Here is an 18,413-nt window from a genome sequence, read left to right on the forward strand (position 1 = left end):
CCTTCAACAAAGCCTGCACTCAACTGGAGGCGGAGGTGTAATGCCGCAAGGCATAGAACCAGAAGCGACGGGAAGCGACGAAAAAACCAACAGCGAGGCCTAACCCCAGCCAAAGCATGGGAGTGCTGGCTCGTCCCAGCACAACTTCAGCCGGAACAGTCGTAAGAAAGGCCACCGGAATCACCAAGGTGAAGAGCAAGCGCAAGGGAGCTGGGTAGGCCGCTACGGGATAGCGACCTGACGCCAGCACAGCCCGCAAAACCTCAGTTGCATTCCAGGTTTTCACAAACCAAATGCTGGTCGCTGCAATCAAAAACCAGAGCGAATACAGGATCAAACCACCAGCCAAGAGCATCAACAACACCACCGCAATGCCTCCTAGCGACAAAGAAGCGCCCGCCTGCTGCCCGCCCCAAATCACCAATAACAAGCCAAGAACGATCTCCGGCAACCCTGCTGGCGAGATCGTTCGCAAGGACAGCCAAAACTGACTGTCAATCGGCTTCAACAGCACGAAATCAAGCGTGCCTTCACGCACATGGGTCACGATCGAAGACAGGTTGGGACGCAACCAGGTGCTGGCCACACCATCGAGAACCGTATAAAAACCCTGAACTATCAAGGCTTCATGCCAGCTCCAGCCACCCAACTCCCGTCCTGGTCCAAAAAAGAGAGACAGCATGAACAGGCTGCCAAGCAAACTCAAACCAACCGCAACCAACTCAATCACAACGTTGAGTTGATACTCCAGCTGCGAGGCCACTGCTGTTCCCCAGAATCGCCGCAGACTTTTGAAGTAACGCCCCATTCAGGCCCCCATCGCGCTGTAACGCCGAACCCCAGCGCGCCAAAGCAGAAGAACAAGCGGCAAAAGCAGCACGATCCAGGCCAACTGGATTGCAAATCCAGCCAACAAGTCCACAGGCTGTTCAGCTAATACACGCGCCGGGAAGTCAATCAAATAAGGGAAAGGAGTCCACTGCGCCAACGTGCGCACAAAGGGTGGGAACGCTGTAAGCGGAGCAAGCAGCCCAGACAAAAACAGGAATGGAATGAACAACAGCCTCTCCAGAGCACTGGCCTTCTCACTCCAAAAGCAAAGGGAGGCAATCAGGCTCTGCAACAGAAAAGCAATCGAGAAGGCCATCCATGTTGCCAACCAAGCCAGCAGAAAGTGACCAAGCGATGGCAACCAGAAGGCATTGGGCTGAATCAAGAAAAAAATCGCGGTGATCACCGCAGCAAACGGCAAACGGGTGAGCTGCTCGCCAAGATGACTTGCGACATAACGCCAGAGCGGGTGGAGTGGCTGAAGAAGATAAGGAGACAATCTCCCAGTGAGAGCATCATCTTCAAAGGCGTAAACCATCCAAACAACAGAAAATTGCCGCACCAAAAAGGCGCTCAAAAAATAACGATCAAGGCCCACACCATCCATCCCCAACGCTCCGCGGGCATCACTGCCATTCCAAAGGCTGAGCATGATGAAAGGGAGCACACCGGAAAGAGCCCAAAGGGCGATTTCGGCGCGATATTCCAGCATATGGGCGTATTCCGTGCCCAACAAAACACGAACGATTTTGCGATTGAGTCCAAAAATCCGCATTACACCTTTCCCTGCCGAAACAGATCACCGATCAGCTGATCAATCGGGGGATCACTCACTTCCAGATCCCGCACCTCAAAGCGGTCCAGCAGTTGTGCCACCACAGCCGTGAGTTCATCGGGCTGGACTCGCAAGTTCACCTCGCAGTCGCAGCAACTGTCGAGGCGGCCAAGACCAGCAAACGCCTCAGCCCCAACTGGTGCAGCAAGTTCCAGACGAACATGGCGCTCAGGCGCGAGCCGACTCACCAAGCGATCGAGCGGGCCGTCATGGAACAAATGCCCCTGATGCATCAACAACACGCGCGGACATAAGGCCGTGATATCGGCCATGTAATGGCTCGTTAGCAACACAGTGGCACCGGTCCTTTGGTTGTAATCAGCCAAAAACTGCCTCACCCGGGCCTGCGCATTCACATCCAATCCAAGGGTGGGCTCATCAAGGAACAACACGTCAGGCTGGTGAAGCAAAGCAGCGAGTAACTCAGCTTTCATGCGCTGGCCCAACGACAGCTTGCGAACAGGACGCGTGAGCTCCTCTCCCAACTCCAATAAATCCGACAGCTCTGAAATACGGCGATTGGCATCCCGATCACTAATGCCATAAACAGCAGCATTCACCCTCAAGGAATCCATCGGCGGCAGGTCCCATAGCAACTGCTGTTTCTGCCCCATCACCAGAGTGATCCGACGCAAAAAGTCGGGATGACGCTTTTGCGGTTGATGACCTGCAACGACCACCTGACCCTCACTGGGATAGATCAACCCACACAACATTTTCAAGGTGGTGGTTTTGCCAGCCCCATTGGCACCAAGAAATCCCACCATCTCTCCGGGAGCAATGGTGAAACAAATGTCCCTCGCTGCGCACACATCACGATGGCGCCGGCGGATGAAGTGTTGCAAGGTTCCAGCCAAACCCGGTTGCTTGTCAGCAACCCGGTAAATCTTGCTAAGGCCTTCAACCTCGATCACAACAGTCACGATTCATCGCAAATCCACCAACCGTCTGCGCGCCAGCTCAGCCTGAACCTCCGCTTCAGCAAGCTTGGCCTTGCATTCAGCGACCACAGGGGCTGGAGCCTTATCCGCAAAGTTGGGATTGCTGAGGCGTCCCGCCAATCCCTTGATCTCCTTCTCCGCTTTGGCGATGTCTTTTTCAAGACGGCCCTGAAGTGCTTCAAGGTCAACCAAACCTTCGATGGGCAGCAACACCTGCAACTCACCGCTGACGCCAGCGAGTGCTTTGGCAACAGGTGCAGCCTCGGCCTGCGCCTGCGTCATCAACTCCACCGATTCAGCTCGAGTAAGCGCGGTGATATCAGCCGTACCTTGCACCAACACGGCCATCAGCTCTGGGCGGCTCGTCACGAAACGCACGGGCACCGATTGGGATGGCTTCAAACCCGCAACAGCTCGCAAATTACGGACCACTCGGATCGCAGCGATCAGCTCGGAAAAAGACGCTTCCAAGCCATCATCCAAAGCACCCTCGTCTACAGAAGGCCAAGGCTGAAGCGCTAAAAACGTGTTTTCGGGCTCGGCGGTCACGCTGTGCCACAGCTCTTCGGTGAGGTGGGGCATCAACGGATGCAACATCAAATGCATTTGGCTGATCACCTTGGCCAGCACCTGTTTGGCCGTGTGCTGATCCGCCAAAGCTGCAGCGCTGGGCTCCTCACCTGGATTTAGACGACGCTTGCTCAGTTCCAAGTACCAGTCACAAACGTCGTTCCAAGCGAATTCATACAAACCTTTTGCAGCTTCACCAAGGGCATAACTGCTGTAGCGGGCAGCCGTTTCCTGATTCACGCGCGCTAAGCGCGACAAAATCCAGCGGTCGGCAAGCTGCAACGCGGAAGGATCAGGCTCACCGAGTTGTGCTGGTGTGCCCCCACCCAGATTCATCAGGGCAAACCGGGTGGCGTTCCAGAGCTTGTTCGCAAAATTACGAGAGGCCTCCACCGTGGCCGATGTGTCCTTCTTACGGTCGTAATCGAGGCGAATATCTTGCCCAGCACCGGCCACCTCGCGCACTAGAGCGAACCGCAGGGCATCGGTGCCATAGCGCTCAATCAACAACAGGGGATCGATCCCATTCCCAGCGCTCTTGCTCATCTTGCGGTTCTGCTCGTCCCGCACCAACCCGTGGATATAGACGTCCTTAAAAGGCATCTCACCAGTGAAGGCACCGGCCATCATCGTCATCCGAGCCACCCAGAAAAAAATGATGTCGAAGCCTGTGATCAAGGTACTGGTGGGGTACCAACGCTGAAGGTCAGCGGCATTTGCATCGGGCCAACCCAGGGTTGAAAAAGGCCAAAGGCCACTGGAGAACCAGGTGTCGAGCACATCTTCGTCCTGCTCAATGCGGGCCTCAGCTCCAAACTTTTCTTTGGCTTGGGCAAGGGCATCTGTCTCATTCCGAGCCACCACATAAGGCGTGGAGTCCGTGTACTTCCCGCCGGTCTCACTAATCACAAACCAGGCGGGGATGCGATGGCCCCACCAGAGCTGACGGCTGATGCACCAGTCGCGAATATCTGTGAGCCAGTCGCGGTAGACCTTTTCCCAGCGCTCAGGACTAAAGCGAGGGTCCTGTTTCGTGAGTGCTTCTCGACAGCGAGCGGCGAGAGGCTCAGTGTTCACAAACCACTGGGTGGAGAGCAGGGGCTCCACCGGTACCTTGCCCCGATCGGAGTGGGGAACGCTGTGCCGGTAGTCCTCCACCTTGCCCAACAAACCCTCTTCATCAAGGGCTGCCACCACAGCCTTACGCGCCTCAAAGCGATCCAAGCCTTCAAAGCGGCCAGCCTCGGCATTCATCGTGCCGTTCTTACGCATCACAGTGATCTGGGCCAAACCGTGACGCTGCCCAATCGCAAAGTCATTGGGGTCATGGGCCGGTGTGACCTTGACGCAGCCAGTGCCGAAATCCTTCTCCACGTGATCGTCGGCAACGATCGGGATCTGGCGGCCCGTAAAAGGAAGATCAAGGGTCTGTCCGACCAGATGGGCATAACGCTCATCGCTGGGGTTCACCGCCACTGCCGAATCACCGAGCATGGTTTCTGGGCGGGTGGTGGCCACCTCAAGATGGCCCTCACCACTGCTGAGCGGATAGCGGAAATGCCAGAGATGACCATCCACCTCCTTCATCTCCACCTCCAGGTCACTCACCGCGGAGCCCGAAGCAGGACACCAATTCACTAGATATTCACCGCGATAGATCAGGCCCTGCTCATGGAGGCGAACGAAGGCCTCTTTCACCGCCTCGCTAAGACCTGCATCCAACGTGAATCGTTGTCGCTTCCAGTCGACGGAATACCCCAACCGGCGCAACTGATCAACGATGCGACCTCCACTTTCTGCTTTCCACTGCCAGGCCCGCTCCAAAAAAGCCTCACGACCAAGGTCATGGCGCGTCTTGCCCTCCTCCTTCAGCTGCTTCTCAAGAATCGTCTGCACTGCGATCGAGGCGTGATCCGTGCCAGGCAGACAAAGCACATTTTTGCCCGCCAACCGTTGGTAGCGCACGATCGTATCGATCAGAGCTGTATTGAAGGCATGCCCCATGTGCAGGCTGCCGGTGACATTGGGCGGCGGGATCACCACAGCAAACGGTTCGCCCTCAGCCGCAGGGTCCGGATGAAATGCCCCCTCGTCCTCCCAGGCCTTTTGCCATCTGGCTTCCGTACCAACCGGGTCATAGGTCTTGGCCAGATCAGACACGGGAGGAGCGCGAACACTGCCTTCATGGTCTCAAAAGGCGGCCTCAGGTCGCCTTAAAACGCTGATCGCAAGGCAGCAATGCAAACGATCCATGGATCAGACCTCCAACGATCTGAGCGCTGCCATCCAGCAGAACGGATGGCCACTGAACAGCATCAGAAAGGAGGTTCACACACAACAGGGATTGTTCAGAACTGAGCAAGCCGCTTGAGGTAATCCTGCTGAGCGCCCGCATTGATCCAACCTGTGGCAATCGTCTTACTCAAATCTGGATTCACCCTGCCGCGGTGAATATGGGATGGGCCCGCTGGGAATATCACTAATTTGCCGCGTTCGGCCGGTTCGTGATGGTTCTGCCAATGGAATTCCGTGCCTGCTTCTTCCACCGTGTCGCAATAAAGAATCCAAGCCAACACGCGATGCACGGGCTCAGTTGCTTCATCGCTGATGGTCCAATCGCAATGCCACTGCTTAAAGCCTTCGCCAGGGGCATACCGCTGCAAGTTGAAGATCGGCATCACAAACAACTCTTGCTCAGGACAGACCGAACGGAACAGAGGTCTTTCCTGCAGATAGCGCTCTAATCCAGCAGCAACGCCGCGCAAAATCACGTCAGACAATCCGAAGGCATCCGGATCACTGCGATCAATCGCAACCAAGCTGATATCCGTCGACACCTTGGCCGGTTCCTCAGCAGCTCCAGGCCCGAAGGCCACCCCAGTCCGCTGCAAATCAGTGCGACGATCAAAAAAGGCCATGGCACCATCAGCCACCGCTTCAAAACCGGCGTTGCGATACCGAGCGATCAGGTCTGTAGACATCAGGATTTAGGACGTTTCCAAGGGATCGCAACAACGCCATCGAGGGCTTGCCATTCCCTTTGATCAGCAGTCACATGCTCGAGCAAATCAACCCGCTGTAGGGCACGGGTCAGACGTTCCGGTGCCAGCACCAAGGGATCTTGTGGGGCCTGAGAGAGCAACAGCACTTGAGGATCAGCTGGATCTGCCAAGACATGAAGCTCAAGATCGCCCAACTCTCGTTCAAAGAATGTGCGGCGCATCCGCGTCGTGATCGTCTCCCCAAGAGATGTCGCGAAGTGCTCAAGGCTTTCGGTATCTCCTGAAAGGCCGCAATTCAAGGCAAGCCAAATCATCAATTTCGCCCAGCCATCAACCGTCCAAAGCGGCTGAAAACTGAGCCGGTGCTGTCGAATCAGCTCCAAAAGCGCAAAGTCCACAAGGGTTCCTTGCAGCTGATCAGGATCCGGAAGGCTCATATCAAACATCTTCTTCAAGACATCTTCCCTACCGGAGGTCAAAATGGTGGTGCTGACGATCGACTCTGGCCATGACCCTGGATCTCAACGATCCCGAACTCGAGTTCTCGGATCTGGTGTACGCCTATCAGAGCTGGGTGATGGCCGTCATCAATGACGAAAAGCTCGAAGGCGATGACCTCCTCCTGACAGACGAGATCGCCGAAGATGCTCTCAACGCCATGAGATTCCTTCCAGGCGAAGTCACCAGTGCGATCGAAACGTCTCTTGCCCGTGTCTACGACGTCGACGCCGACGAACTAGCGGAACTGCTCTTCCCCGAAGACTGATTCCAACAGCGAGACTGTATCTTCTCTGACGTCTGCTGAATGGGCTGGACCCTGAAGGACATCCCGGACCAAACTGGGCGTGTGGCCCTCGTCACTGGGGCCAACAGCGGCCTGGGTTTGGAAACCAGTCGTGCGCTTTTACAAAAAGGCGCAACCGTGCTCATGGCTTGCCGCAGCCAACGCAAAAGCGAAGCAGCACGCCGTGACTTGCTGGATGACGGCACAACGGGCGTTGACCTGCTGGATCTTGATTTATCCGATCTCAAGAGTGTTGAACGCTGCTCCAACGTTGTCCAAGAGCGTTATGGCCGCCTGGACCTGTTGTTGAACAACGCTGGCCTGATGGCACCTCCACGACGGCTGAGCGTCCAAGGCTTGGAAATGCAATTTGCCGTGAACCATCTCGGGCATATGGCACTGACCCAACAGCTTCTTCCGCTGATGGAAGGCCGCCAAGATGCACGGGTGGTCACTGTGACATCTGGAGCGCAATATTTCGGCAAAATGGAGTGGTCAGATCTGCAGGGCGAGCAACGCTATGACCGATGGAGTGCCTACTGCCAGAGCAAATTGGCCAATGTGATGTTTGCGCTCGAGCTCAATCAGCGGCTTCAGCAACAAAACAGCACCGTGATCTCTCTTGCCGCCCATCCAGGCCTGGCCCGCACGAACCTTCAACCGGTCTCCGTCGCCGCAACCGGAGCCTGGCAAGAGTCTTTGGCCTACCGAATCATCGATCCCTTATTTCAAAGCGCAGAGATGGGTGCACTCCCCCAACTGCATGCAGCAACAGCAAGCAGCGTTAAAGGTGGAGAACACTTCGGTCCAGGTGGATTTGCATCCATGCGTGGAATGCCAACACTTCAGCCTGTGGCCCGAACAGCCAGAGACGCCGAACAACGCGAGCGTCTTTGGACGACCAGCGAAGACATCATCGAATCCAAGACGAGCAAGGTCTAAATCACCATGACGACCCAGCCGACAGCGAGCCGACAGCGACAGCAACGCCTTCTCGACACCTTGCGTAGCTGCGGTGACGAAATGAGTGGGCAACAGCTGCATCGGCTCTTAGAGAACGGATCCAGCGCCATGGGACTCGCCACGGTGTACAGAAACCTCAGACAACTTCAGCAGCAGGGTCTTGTGCGCTGCCGACATTTACCCACCGGGGAGGCCCTTTATGCCCCGATTGAGCAGGACCGCCATCACCTCACATGTGTCGACTGTGGAAGCACAAAAGCATTAGATCACTGCCCGATTCACGGACTCTCAATCTCCAGCGAAGAGCAGTCTGGATTCAAGATGTTGTTCCACACCTTGGAATTCTTCGGCATTTGCTCTGAGTGCCAACACAATCGCCCTTAGAGAGCCTGGGAATACTGATTAGCTCCCACTGCACAGGTTGGCGGCACAGACTCATTTCTCGGCAAAACTACCCTTCACTTCCTTAGTGACTTCATCCACGCAATGGTCGATATTTCGAGCCTGATTAGCGATCGGAGCAATTTGGATCGCGAAGTAAATCACGGAAAATATTGCCAGCACCGGATAGAGATGGGCATTGATCAGGTCGCGAGCTTTCGACATGATTACAGCAAAAAGGGATGGATTAATTATTACCAAGCCTGCCCCCAAAAGGAGCAATCAAATGAAAATCGTTTCGTTACTTAGTGCACAGAAAGCTATTTGCGACGCACCAAGAGAATCGTGCGCCTGCATGGAAGAGCCAACCAAACGCATGGGCAAGCATTGCAGACTTGTAGAGATCGGAAGATAGGCAGCTGGCTCAAGACAAACCAACCCATGCAGAAAAAGGTATCGACAGTTGATCACAAACGCGTGTTCGGCCGATGGGGGGATTTCACTGTCACGCACGGATCGATCAACTAGCGATTATTGATGGGTTCGAAATTAAATTCAAATGTCTATTGAAATTCGCAATTGGGACGTTGTTGCTAAAGCCATGGAAGCATCAGGTGCGACATCAAGCCAGATGTATCAACGCGCCAAAGCATTAGCTGAAGGCAAACTCGATCCAATGCCAACAAGTTTTCCCGAAGCTCCATACAGCATTTCAGCTGTTTCGGGTTGATCACAACACATCACTCATTCAGCCCTCCAGCGTGTCCCGCTGGCTTCGCCGGAGGCTAGAGACGCTCCATTCTGATTTAACAGCAGCTCAGCGGAAATTTTATGTCCACTCATCAGACCTTCAAACGCTACGCAATCCGATACCGAGACTCATCGGGTTGCACCCACGAAGACAATGTTTACGCTTCAGACGCAATGGAAGCACAGAATCTAGCGATGGAATTCAATGAAGAACTCCTGCGAAGACCACATAGCATCACAGCTATTTTGCAAACGCACACTTAGAGAATCTGCGTTAATGGATCAAGGGATTGGATCATTCTTTAACTGCTAGCCCCTCAGAGCGATTAACAGGAATAGGCAGTCAGAGAAGTGCTGAAACCGAACCTTCTGATACGGCTGCCCCCCTTTTCGGTTTCAGGAAGGCAGATCTAGACCAAACAGGTCCCAATCGGAGACATCCATGACCGCAACAACACTCCACGCACCAAAGGACCTCATCACCAGAGAAGTCGAAGGCCAAGGCAACGTTGACGGCCAAGAGCAACCCATGGCTTCGTTGCTGCCATAGCCACAAAATTGATCACTGGAGAAAACTTGCTGCGCGCCATCGAGCTTTGACAAAGCCTGGCCAGATCAATCCATTGGATGAACAACATGAAACTTTTCTCGGCAATTGCTGCTATTACCCTGATGACTACTCCAGCCCAAGCAAGCATGGGGATGAGGGCCCCAAATCTCCTGATGGAAAAACTCTATTACGCCGAAGGGCGTCAACACCCTGACCATCCACTGCATGGGTCTTTTTCCGGACTCTGTTGCGGAACGGATAGCTAAGACTATTAACAACACTACAGCCACGAATAAACGATATTGGGCGACCAGAACTTCAAAAGCAAATTGATGAATCAGCATCATCACTGGTTCATCAACGTCCATGATTGATACCATCACCAAGAGGGCTCACAACAAAAAGGCCATCATAAAGCTTACTAATTAATGCATCTTGACAAGAATCATAGAGCAATCGTTCCGATCAATTCACTATTTGGCATCTATCGACAAGGCTATAGTCAATTGAACCAGCTGTTACTGTTACCTTCGCGGCACACGTTGAACATGCATCTGCACGGCAGGAATATGGTTGCAAATCATTAGCTACACAACAATAGAATAATTCACTAGCCGATATATGTTTACTCATCTCGTTAAATGCCTATATCATGACAGCTTTCAAAACGAGGCTAAAGGTAAAAATATTGAGCACTTTGGCCGATGAAGTATTAAAAACACTTCATCGGCCTAGGCTTATCCAGCTTCAAGCTCAAATGACTGCTCCAGCAAACAACGAAAGAGCTGATCTTTACTTTCGGCCAAGAATTGTTGCTCGAGGGGGTCACCGCCAGGCCAATTGCGAAGCGCATCGCTAGTAGTTTTGTACGCCAATCGCAACGCCTCAAGGCTCAAGTGGACAGTGGCGACGATTTCATGGGAGTGATCTGATGACATGGGAAAACTCCTTATTTTTCGGAAATGACCCGCTCTGTAGCGGCTTTTTGCATGAAATAAAGATCTAAAAGCTGCCCCGCTACTTCTTTGAGCTCATCCATGTCACTGGCGTGTTGGATAGCCCCTTGAAGTCGAAGCTTCTCGAATTGAAAGTGGAGAGGCAAACTCATACCGAAGTAGCGGCTCCAAGCAAATGTAAAGAACTATCAATATTCAGTTGGTAGTCATTTCTACTCAAAACAAATCCGGTTCACAGCCTGCAGCGAAGGCAGCCCGGCTACCAGCTCAATGCCACAACAGAAAAGTCCATCGCTGACACTTTTGGGAGGCAAAAGCCAAGCATTGCTTAGCTTTTGAGGTGAAGTTGAGATGGGCGATCCAGGTTTCGAACCAGGGACATCCTGCTTGTAAGGCAGGCGCTCTACCGCTGAGCTAATCGCCCTTACACATGGATTCTGCCTGAAGGTGGCAGGCTACGTCCAACACTGTGCTTCAACAAGCATGGCTTCCGGTCGGGAGCACGATCGAGCCACCTATGTCCTGGCTGTGATCTACGGGGTCATTTGGTGGCCATGGCTAGGGATCAGCGGTGCCATCTGCAGTGGACTGGCCTTTTTGTTCGGCGGTCTCTTCCTTTCACCTGATCTCGATATCAATTCCAGGCCCTATCAACGTTGGGGTGGACTGCGCTGGCTGTGGTGGCCCTACCAACGCCTGATCCGTCACCGCTCGGTTTTGTCGCACAGCCCATTTCTAGGAACGGCCATTCGGATCACCTATCTCAGCTTTTTAGTGGCAGCCATTAGCTGGCTAGGCAGCCGTTGGGGCGCCCCCTCTCCAGAGCAATGGGAGAGCTGGCTGCAACAGACATGGAACGAATCATCAAACTCCGTTCTGGTCGCACTGATTGGCCTTGAAGCGAGCGCCTGGCTGCATCTGGTTCAAGACGGTGACCCCATGCCAAGACTGCCGATCAAGCTTCAGTTGCCTCGCAAGCGCAGACGCCGTCGTTGACTCAGGGCAACAAAGACTCCTCGACCTGCCCCCATGAGCGACGCCATGCACGATCTGGTCGAGGTGGTCGCGCAATTGCGCGACCCCGACAACGGTTGCCCTTGGGACCTCAAGCAAACGCATCAGAGCTTGGTGCCCTACGTGCTGGAGGAAGCTCACGAAGTCGTGGATGCGATCCGCCATGGCGATGATCGGCACCTCAAAGAGGAGCTAGGCGATCTGCTTTTACAAGTCGTACTGCACGCCCAACTCGCCAAGGAGCACCAGCGCTTCGATCTCGATGAGATTGCTCGTGGAATCACTGAGAAATTGATTCGCCGCCATCCGCATGTCTTTGGCAATGCAGAGGCCCGTGACAGCGAAACCGTCTCCGCGAATTGGGAGGCCATCAAGGCCGCAGAACAAGCCGAGCGGGGCGAAAGCCCCTCTGAATCAACCAGCCCGTTGAGTGATCAACTCACCAGGAAAGTTCGCGGACAACCAGCTTTGGCTGGAGCCATGACCATCTCGCGCAAAGCCGCCAAAGCAGGGTTTGAGTGGGATGACATGAAGGGGGTTTGGGACAAAGTGCATGAGGAGCTGGATGAACTCAAGGAAGCGGTGTCCTCCGGTGATCCAAAGCACGCTCAAGAAGAGCTCGGAGACCTGCTGTTCACGCTTGTGAATGTGGCTCGCTGGTGTGACATCCAGCCGGAAGAAGGCCTCGCAGGGACCAACCAGCGTTTTCTCGATCGCTTCTCTCGCGTGGAAGCCTCTCTGGGTGGAGACCTCCAAGGCCGCAATATCAACGAACTCGAAACGGTTTGGCAGGAAGCAAAACTGGCAATCCGTGCCGAACAAGCCTCCAACAGCGCAGCTAGCAATCACCATCCCTGAAGGCGGCCAAGCTCCCCATCGTTCAATCGTCCAACGATGGACGCTGTTGGCGATTTTTTTTGATCTGACTGCGACGCCCCTTGGCCTCAAGGCGTCGCTTCACTGCACCTCGTCCTGGACGCGTGGCCCGGCGCTGTGGAGGCGGTGGCTTCAAGCCTTCTCGCAATAAATCAGCCAGCCGAGCCATCGCTCGCTGGCGGTTTTGCCACTGGGAGCGTTCCTCTGCAGCCACCACACGCACGCAGCCATCCGCTAGTCGCGATGCCAGGACCTCCATCAGCCGTTGTCGCCGAAAGGGGCCCAGCACCGCCGAATTCGCCAGATCGAACACCAACTCAACCCGAGAATCCGTGGTGTTGACGCCCTGCCCTCCAGGACCTGAGGCGCGGGAAAACCGCCATTGAAGCTCCCTCGAGGGGATCACCAGGCGAGCATTCACGGTGAGATCCTGGGGCATCGATCCAGCACTCCTTCAGTGCATCCATCGCTGAACGACCGACTGACACCCTTGACCTTGGCATCACGCCGTCCAACCGGTGCTGGTTTTAGCTGGATGGAGCGAACGTCCAGCGACCCGCCATGACCACTGCACCTCAGACCAGTGGCAACTGGATCGATGAGCACCACAACGGAGTGCGCTACGGCCTGGAGGGCCGCGTGCTGGTAGACGAAACCAGCCCGTTTCAGCGCATCACCGTGATCGATAGCCAGCGCTACGGGAAAGGACTCCTTTTAGACGGCTGCTGGATGACTGCTGAGCACCAGGAACGCCACTACCACGAATCCTTAGTGCATCCTGCGCTCTGCTCAGCCGAGGCCATCGAGCGCGTGCTGGTGATCGGCGGCGGTGATGGCGGAACCGCCCGCGAATGCCTGCGCCACCCAGGGGTGAAGCACCTCGACCTGGTGGAGATCGACGGCCGGGTCGTGGATCTCAGCCAAGAACACCTTCCTTCGATCGGAGGCGGGTGCTGGAACGACCCCCGCTTCCACCTGAGCGTTGGTGATGGGATTGCCTGGGCCGCTGAAGCCGAAGACGCCTCTTACGACGTTGTCCTAGTGGATGGATCCGACCCCACAGGGCCCGCCGAGGGCTTGTTCAACCGTGCCTTCTTCCGCAACTGTTGCCGCATCCTCAAGCCGGGGGGGGTGTTTGCCACCCAAAGCGAATCACCCGAAGCCTTCCGCCAAGTGCACATCGACATGGTGAAGCTCATTCGCGAGCTGTTTGGCCACGCTGATCCTCTCTACGGCTGGGTCCCGATGTATCCAAGTGGCTGGTGGAGCTGGACCTTTGCCGCGAAGGATGCTCCTCGCTATCTCACCGTTCAAAGCGAGCGCGCCGCTGCCGTGGCCGAAGGGTGTGCCATCTGGAGTCCCCGCTGGCAGCAAGGAGCCTTCAACACCATTCCAGCTTTTATTGAACGGGAACTGAATCCATGACCAATCCCTCAACCCAACCGATTGATCAAAGCCTGTTTGACGATGAGGGTGCCATTTTCATGGGAGCACGACGCAATCCAGAGGGATGCCGCGTGGCCTTATTTGGCGTTCCCTATGACGGCACCACCTCATTCCGCCCTGGTACCCGATTTGGCCCAGCTGCGATTCGTGAGGTGAGTACAGGTCTTGAGACCTACTGCCCCCAGCTGGATCGAGACCTCGAAGACATCTCTTACGCCGACATTGGAGCCGTTGAGATTCCCTACGGCGATCCGGAGCCCGTTGTGGATGCCGTGCGCCATGCCACCAGCACCGTGCTTGCTGCAGGCATCAAGCCACTGATGCTTGGCGGTGAGCATTCCATCAGTTCTGGTGCGGTTGCGGCTGTAGCGGAACAACACCCCGACCTCGTGCTGGTGCAACTCGATGCCCATGCTGACTTACGACATGAGTGGCTTGGAGCCCGTCACAGCCATGCCTGCGCCATGCGCCGCTGTTTGGAGGTGCTTCCCAGCCAAAAGCTCATGCAGATTGCGATCCGCAGCGGCACCTCTGATGAATTCAAAGAGCTCCGTCGCAGCGGACGCCTGATCTCAGTTCAAGACATCCCGGATCAAATGAGCACGCTCAGGGGACGGCCGATCTACCTCACGGTGGACCTCGACTGGTTTGACCCTGCTGTGATGCCAGGGACAGGGACCCCAGAACCAGGTGGATTTGTTTGGAACGACTTCGCAGCTGTGATCAACGAGCTAAGCCATCACCGCCTGATAGGCGCAGACGTGGTGGAACTCGCCCCTCAACTCGATCCGAGTGGGATCAGTAGCGTTTTAGCGGCCAAAGTCACAAGAAGCCTGCTGCTGTTGATGGCTCACTAGGTCGTTCTATCAATCAAATGTCTGCACAAGACATGACATCAGTCAGCATCAAATCGTTGGCGTTGATGAATCCCGAGCCCCAAGAAAGACCTCAACGAAGAATCAAACGGAACGAAAAGCAGTTTGGGTCAACTTCTACAGCCGAACTGTTAATTCAGAATCCTGATCAGACGTTTGCATCGAATCACAAAAATCCAACTGGCGATCCAAGGGGATCAATAAGGGCTCCTGAAGATTGAGCTCAGGAAGAGATGGTGGACGACTCGTCCAGTGATGACAGAACACCTGGTTCGCCAACTCCGCATGAACGGAGAGTCGTCGTAAGCGACACCACCCAGATCCTGTAGCTGCAGGGGGTGTGCAATGCAAGCAGGATTGACAACTTGACTGAGTCACATCACACCTGCTGAAACGCGAACTCAGACTAAGGACGCTTGTTAAAGCGGACCACAAAACCAGCGCAATCTGCTGCTTTGCTTCCAATTCCAGAATTGATTCCGATGCAAGCGCAAATTGGTTCATAGGATTTGAGCGCTAGTGCCTCAGTCATGGACCAGAACCTCACACCGCTCCATGACCTCTGCATCGCAGCCGGAGGACGAATGGTGTCCTTCGCTGGCTGGGAAATGCCCGTTCAGTTTTCAGGGCTCATGGCTGAACACAAGGCCGTACGCAGCGGCAGCGGCATGTTTGATATCTCCCACATGGGAGTTCTGCGGATTGAAGGTGCCAATCCCAAAGATGCTTTACAACAACTTGTGCCGAGTGATCTGCACCGAATCGGCCCTGGCCAAGCCTGCTATTCGGTCTTGCTGAATGAACAAGGCGGAATCATTGATGACTTAATCATTTATGACCTCGGGCCATCGTTGCTGGACGCGAGCCACGAAACCTTGCTGGTTGTGATCAATGCAGCTTGCGCAGAGACCGACACAGCCTGGATTCGCCAACATCTCGAGGGAACTGATCTGCAGGTCCTCGACGAAAAGAAGGACGGTGTGTTGCTCGCTCTCCAAGGGCCAAAGGCAATCGGCCTTCTGGAGCGATTAAGCGGCAGCGATCTCAGCGAGCTGCCGCGCTTCGGCCACTGCAGTCTCAACATTCAGGGGCTCAAAGCTCCAGTCTTCACAGCGCGCACGGGCTACACCGGAGAAGATGGAGTGGAGTTACTGCTCAAGCCAGACGACGGACGCAAGCTTTGGCAGCAATTGATCGAGGAGGGTGTGACACCCTGCGGCCTCGGCGCTCGCGACACCCTGCGTCTGGAGGCAGCCATGCATCTCTATGGCCAAGATATGGACGCTGCCACCACCCCCTTTGAGGCGGGCTTGGGGTGGCTGGTGCATCTGGAAATGCCCGCCCCTTTCATCGGACGGAAAGCCCTTGAGCAAGCGGCTGAACAGGGACCTTCCAAGCGTCTCGTGGGATTGAAGCTGCAAGGCCGTTCCATTGCCCGCCACGATTACCCCGTCATCCACAACGGCTCGACCGTGGGCGTCGTGACAAGCGGCAGCTGGTCCCCCACTCTCGAAGAGCCCATTGCCCTCGCCTCCCTTCCGCCAGCCCTTGCCAAGCTCGGCACAGAGCTCAGTGTGGAAATCCGTGGACAGCTCCAACCGGCCACCGTGGTGAAGCGTCCCTTCTATCGCCGTTCATAGGAGGGGCTCAGGCTGCTTGGCACAGGCTTCTTGGCACAGGCTGTGGGAAACTCGCCTCTCTCCAGTGAAACTCCCATGCGCAGCAACGGATGCGGCGACCTGCGCGACACGCACATCGACGAAACCGTTCAGCTCTGCGGCTGGGTGGATCGCCGCCGCGATCATGGCGGGGTGATCTTTATCGACCTGCGCGACCGCAGCGGCACGGTTCAAATCACCGTGGATCCCGACCTTGGTGCTGATGCCTTTGCCGTCGCTGAACACTTGCGTAGCGAAACCGTCTTGCAAGTCGAGGGCAAGGTGCGGGCCCGTCCTGGTGAGTCGCTAAATGACCGACTTGCCACCGGTGCGGTGGAGGTTTTAGCGAGCAGCATCCACGTGCTCAACAGCGTGAAAGGCACGCTTCCATTTCCAGTGTCTGTCCATGACGAGGAAAACACGCGCGAAGAACTGCGCCTCCGCCACCGCTTTTTAGATCTGCGCCGCAAGCGCATGAGCGACAACCTGCGCTTGCGTGCCCAAACGATCCAAACGGCGCGCCGATTCCTCGAAGACGAAGGCTTTATCGAAGTGGAAACTCCGATACTGACCCGCTCAACACCAGAAGGTGCCAGGGATTACATCCTTCCAAGCCGCGTCTGCGGTGGTGAATGGTTCGCACTTCCCCAGTCCCCGCAGCTGTTTAAGCAGCTGCTGATGGTGGGCGGCATTGAGCGGTACTACCAAGTGGCTCGCTGCTTCCGCGATGAAGACCTGCGGGCAGATCGACAGCCTGAGTTCACGCAACTGGACATGGAGATGAGCTTCATGGGCCAGGAGCAGATCCTCGAGCTCAATGAGCGTTTGATTGCTGCCATTTGGAAAACGGTGAAGGGGATTGATCTGCCACTACCGTTTCCACGCCTGACCTGGCACGAGGCGATGGAGCGCTACGGCACGGATCGCCCCGACACCCGTTACGGCATGGAGCTCACGAATGTGAGCGACATCGTGAAAGACATGGGTTTCAAGGTGTTCAGTGGAGCCGTGAAGTCAGGCGGCTCCGTGAAGTGCATTGCGGTTACCGGAGGCAATGACGCTGTATCCAACGTGCGCATCAAACCTGGTGGTGACGTGTTTAGCGAAGCCCAAGCGGCAGGAGCCGGTGGCCTGGCCTTCATCCGGGTGCGAGAAGGCGGCGAGATCGACACCATCGGTGCCATCAAGGACAACCTCTCAGACGAGCAGAAGCAAACCCTGCTGCAGCGCACCGGGGCTGAGCCCGGAACCCTGCTGCTCTTTGGTGCTGGAGACACCGCAACAGTGAACAAAGCTCTTGATCGCGTGCGCCAGTATCTCGCCAAAGAGATGGGGCTCGTGAAGCCCGACAGGGACAACGATCAGTGGAATTTTCTATGGGTCGTCGATTTCCCGATGTTCGAATTCAACAAGGATGAAAATCGGCTCGAAGCCCTGCACCATCCCTTCTGCGCTCCGAACACCACCGACCTGGGCGATCAGGCTGAGGAGTGGGGCAAAACCCTTCCCACAGCTCGCGCCCAGGCCTACGACCTGGTTCTCAACGGCTTGGAACTAGGAGGGGGCTCCCTGCGTATTCACGACTCCGCCCTGCAGCGGGAAGTGCTGAACAGCATCGGGCTTGCTCCGGAGGAAGCCCAAGAACAGTTCGGATTCTTGGTCGATGCGCTCGACATGGGCGCACCTCCCCACGGTGGACTGGCTTTTGGTGTGGACCGAATGGTGATGCTGCTCGCCGGAGAAGACTCGATCCGCGACACGATCGCGTTCCCGAAAACCCAGCAAGCCCGCTGCCTGATGACTGCAGCGCCTGCAGGTGTATCTGGGAAGCAGCTCGAGGATCTGCATGTGGCCAGCACGTGGGTGGATCCTGTGACAGAAAACGCTGACTAGCCAGAAAGCAAAACCCGAACACAAACCAACGTTTCTGCAGACCAACTGGCTTAAACCGAGACCCTTGATACATCTCATCGAATTCTCA

General features: G+C 55.6%; 23 protein-coding genes and 1 tRNA gene. 10 read left to right on the top strand and 14 right to left on the bottom strand.

Going from position 1 to position 18,413, the window contains the following annotated elements; genetic code table 11:
* Window positions 1-19: 19 nt before the first annotated feature.
* The 7 genes from SynPROS91_RS11540 to SynPROS91_RS11570 are packed head-to-tail and all read right to left on the bottom strand — an operon-like array spanning window position 20 to window position 6,625.
* Window positions 20-808 (bottom strand): ABC transporter permease, encoded by a 789-nt coding sequence (locus tag SynPROS91_RS11540; protein ID WP_186517047.1) that lies wholly within the window; start codon window positions 806-808, stop codon window positions 20-22.
* Window positions 809-1,606, bottom strand: a complete 798-nt coding sequence (locus SynPROS91_RS11545) for an ABC-2 family transporter protein (protein WP_186517055.1) — start codon at window positions 1,604-1,606, stop codon at window positions 809-811. It abuts the gene before it with no gap.
* Entirely contained in the window at window positions 1,606-2,580 is a 975-nt protein-coding gene (locus tag SynPROS91_RS11550) for an ATP-binding cassette domain-containing protein (protein ID WP_186519795.1), read from the bottom strand. Before SynPROS91_RS11550 ends, SynPROS91_RS11545 begins: the two co-directional genes overlap by 1 nt.
* Before the next feature lie 12 nt (window positions 2,581-2,592).
* Window positions 2,593-5,337: a valine--tRNA ligase gene (locus SynPROS91_RS11555; RefSeq protein ID WP_186517063.1), complete on the bottom strand. Its 2,745-nt coding sequence runs from the start codon at window positions 5,335-5,337 to the stop codon at window positions 2,593-2,595.
* A gap of 43 nt (window positions 5,338-5,380) precedes the next feature.
* Window positions 5,381-5,539, bottom strand: a complete 159-nt coding sequence (locus SynPROS91_RS11560) for a hypothetical protein (RefSeq protein WP_186517066.1) — start codon at window positions 5,537-5,539, stop codon at window positions 5,381-5,383.
* Window positions 5,526-6,158 carry a 2OG-Fe(II) oxygenase gene (locus SynPROS91_RS11565; protein ID WP_186517068.1) on the bottom strand — a complete coding sequence of 211 codons (633 nt, stop codon included), beginning with the start codon at window positions 6,156-6,158 and terminating at the stop codon, window positions 5,526-5,528. Before SynPROS91_RS11565 ends, SynPROS91_RS11560 begins: the two co-directional genes overlap by 14 nt.
* Complete coding sequence (locus SynPROS91_RS11570) at window positions 6,158-6,625, bottom strand: protein phosphatase (protein ID WP_186519797.1); 468 nt, start codon at window positions 6,623-6,625, stop codon at window positions 6,158-6,160. Before SynPROS91_RS11570 ends, SynPROS91_RS11565 begins: the two co-directional genes overlap by 1 nt.
* Window positions 6,626-6,687: 62 nt before the next feature.
* On the opposite strand from SynPROS91_RS11570, the gene SynPROS91_RS11575 reads away from it, so the two are divergent.
* The 3 genes from SynPROS91_RS11575 to SynPROS91_RS11585 are packed head-to-tail and all read left to right on the top strand — an operon-like array spanning window position 6,688 to window position 8,310.
* Window positions 6,688-6,945 carry a hypothetical protein gene (locus SynPROS91_RS11575; protein WP_186517071.1) on the top strand — a complete coding sequence of 86 codons (258 nt, stop codon included), beginning with the start codon at window positions 6,688-6,690 and terminating at the stop codon, window positions 6,943-6,945.
* Window positions 6,946-6,984: 39 nt separating this feature from the next.
* Entirely contained in the window at window positions 6,985-7,905 is a 921-nt protein-coding gene (locus SynPROS91_RS11580) for an oxidoreductase (RefSeq protein ID WP_186517080.1), read from the top strand.
* A 6-nt stretch (window positions 7,906-7,911) separates the two neighbouring features.
* A complete protein-coding gene (locus tag SynPROS91_RS11585) occupies window positions 7,912-8,310 on the top strand; it encodes a transcriptional repressor (RefSeq protein WP_186517082.1) in 399 nt (132 codons plus the stop codon).
* Window positions 8,311-8,361: 51 nt separating this feature from the next.
* Here the strand turns inward: SynPROS91_RS11585 and SynPROS91_RS11590 are convergent, their stop codons facing one another.
* Window positions 8,362-8,532 carry a hypothetical protein gene (locus SynPROS91_RS11590; RefSeq protein WP_186517084.1) on the bottom strand — a complete coding sequence of 57 codons (171 nt, stop codon included), beginning with the start codon at window positions 8,530-8,532 and terminating at the stop codon, window positions 8,362-8,364.
* A 334-nt stretch (window positions 8,533-8,866) separates the two neighbouring features.
* On the opposite strand from SynPROS91_RS11590, the gene SynPROS91_RS11595 reads away from it, so the two are divergent.
* Entirely contained in the window at window positions 8,867-9,037 is a 171-nt protein-coding gene (locus SynPROS91_RS11595; RefSeq protein ID WP_186517086.1) for a hypothetical protein, read from the top strand.
* Between the two features lie 635 nt (window positions 9,038-9,672).
* On the opposite strand, the gene SynPROS91_RS11600 is transcribed toward SynPROS91_RS11595, so the two are convergent.
* The 4 genes from SynPROS91_RS11600 to SynPROS91_RS11615 all read right to left on the bottom strand — a co-directional run bounded on the left by SynPROS91_RS11600 (window position 9,673) and on the right by SynPROS91_RS11615 (window position 10,987).
* Window positions 9,673-9,987, bottom strand: a complete 315-nt coding sequence (locus SynPROS91_RS11600) for a hypothetical protein (protein ID WP_186517088.1) — start codon at window positions 9,985-9,987, stop codon at window positions 9,673-9,675.
* A gap of 357 nt (window positions 9,988-10,344) precedes the next feature.
* Window positions 10,345-10,545 (bottom strand): hypothetical protein, encoded by a 201-nt coding sequence (locus SynPROS91_RS11605; protein ID WP_186517089.1) that lies wholly within the window; start codon window positions 10,543-10,545, stop codon window positions 10,345-10,347.
* Window positions 10,546-10,556: 11 nt separating this feature from the next.
* Window positions 10,557-10,715 (bottom strand): hypothetical protein, encoded by a 159-nt coding sequence (locus SynPROS91_RS11610; protein WP_186517091.1) that lies wholly within the window; start codon window positions 10,713-10,715, stop codon window positions 10,557-10,559.
* A gap of 200 nt (window positions 10,716-10,915) precedes the next feature.
* Window positions 10,916-10,987, bottom strand: a tRNA-Val gene (locus SynPROS91_RS11615).
* 59 nt (window positions 10,988-11,046) lie between these two features.
* Here SynPROS91_RS11615 and SynPROS91_RS11620 point away from each other — a divergent pair.
* Both SynPROS91_RS11620 and mazG read left to right on the top strand, forming a co-directional pair.
* Entirely contained in the window at window positions 11,047-11,559 is a 513-nt protein-coding gene (locus SynPROS91_RS11620) for a metal-binding protein (protein ID WP_186517093.1), read from the top strand.
* A gap of 33 nt (window positions 11,560-11,592) precedes the next feature.
* Window positions 11,593-12,435, top strand: a complete 843-nt coding sequence (gene mazG, locus SynPROS91_RS11625; protein WP_186517103.1) for a nucleoside triphosphate pyrophosphohydrolase — start codon at window positions 11,593-11,595, stop codon at window positions 12,433-12,435.
* A gap of 22 nt (window positions 12,436-12,457) precedes the next feature.
* Here the strand turns inward: mazG and arfB are convergent, their stop codons facing one another.
* Window positions 12,458-12,892 (bottom strand): alternative ribosome rescue aminoacyl-tRNA hydrolase ArfB, encoded by a 435-nt coding sequence (gene arfB, locus SynPROS91_RS11630; protein WP_186517105.1) that lies wholly within the window; start codon window positions 12,890-12,892, stop codon window positions 12,458-12,460.
* Between the two features lie 122 nt (window positions 12,893-13,014).
* Here arfB and speE point away from each other — a divergent pair, with 122 nt between their 5' ends.
* Both speE and speB read left to right on the top strand, forming a co-directional pair.
* A complete protein-coding gene (gene speE, locus SynPROS91_RS11635) occupies window positions 13,015-13,878 on the top strand; it encodes a polyamine aminopropyltransferase (RefSeq protein ID WP_186517107.1) in 864 nt (287 codons plus the stop codon).
* A complete protein-coding gene (gene speB / locus SynPROS91_RS11640; protein ID WP_186517109.1) occupies window positions 13,875-14,756 on the top strand; it encodes an agmatinase in 882 nt (293 codons plus the stop codon). Before speE ends, speB begins: the two co-directional genes overlap by 4 nt.
* Before the next feature lie 135 nt (window positions 14,757-14,891).
* Here the strand turns inward: speB and SynPROS91_RS11645 are convergent, their stop codons facing one another.
* Window positions 14,892-15,125 (bottom strand): hypothetical protein, encoded by a 234-nt coding sequence (locus SynPROS91_RS11645; protein WP_186519836.1) that lies wholly within the window; start codon window positions 15,123-15,125, stop codon window positions 14,892-14,894.
* Window positions 15,126-15,304: 179 nt separating this feature from the next.
* On the opposite strand from SynPROS91_RS11645, the gene gcvT reads away from it, so the two are divergent.
* Complete coding sequence (gcvT, locus tag SynPROS91_RS11650; RefSeq protein ID WP_186517111.1) at window positions 15,305-16,414, top strand: glycine cleavage system aminomethyltransferase GcvT; 1,110 nt, start codon at window positions 15,305-15,307, stop codon at window positions 16,412-16,414.
* Window positions 16,415-16,489: 75 nt separating this feature from the next.
* The gene (aspS, locus tag SynPROS91_RS11655) at window positions 16,490-18,325 is read left to right on the top strand and encodes an aspartate--tRNA ligase (RefSeq protein ID WP_186519799.1); all 1,836 of its coding nucleotides are present in this window, start codon (window positions 16,490-16,492) and stop codon (window positions 18,323-18,325) included.
* Window positions 18,326-18,413: the final 88 nt, after the last annotated feature.

This window comes from Synechococcus sp. PROS-9-1, from assembly GCF_014279775.1.
Classification (GTDB): domain Bacteria; phylum Cyanobacteriota; class Cyanobacteriia; order PCC-6307; family Cyanobiaceae; genus Synechococcus_C.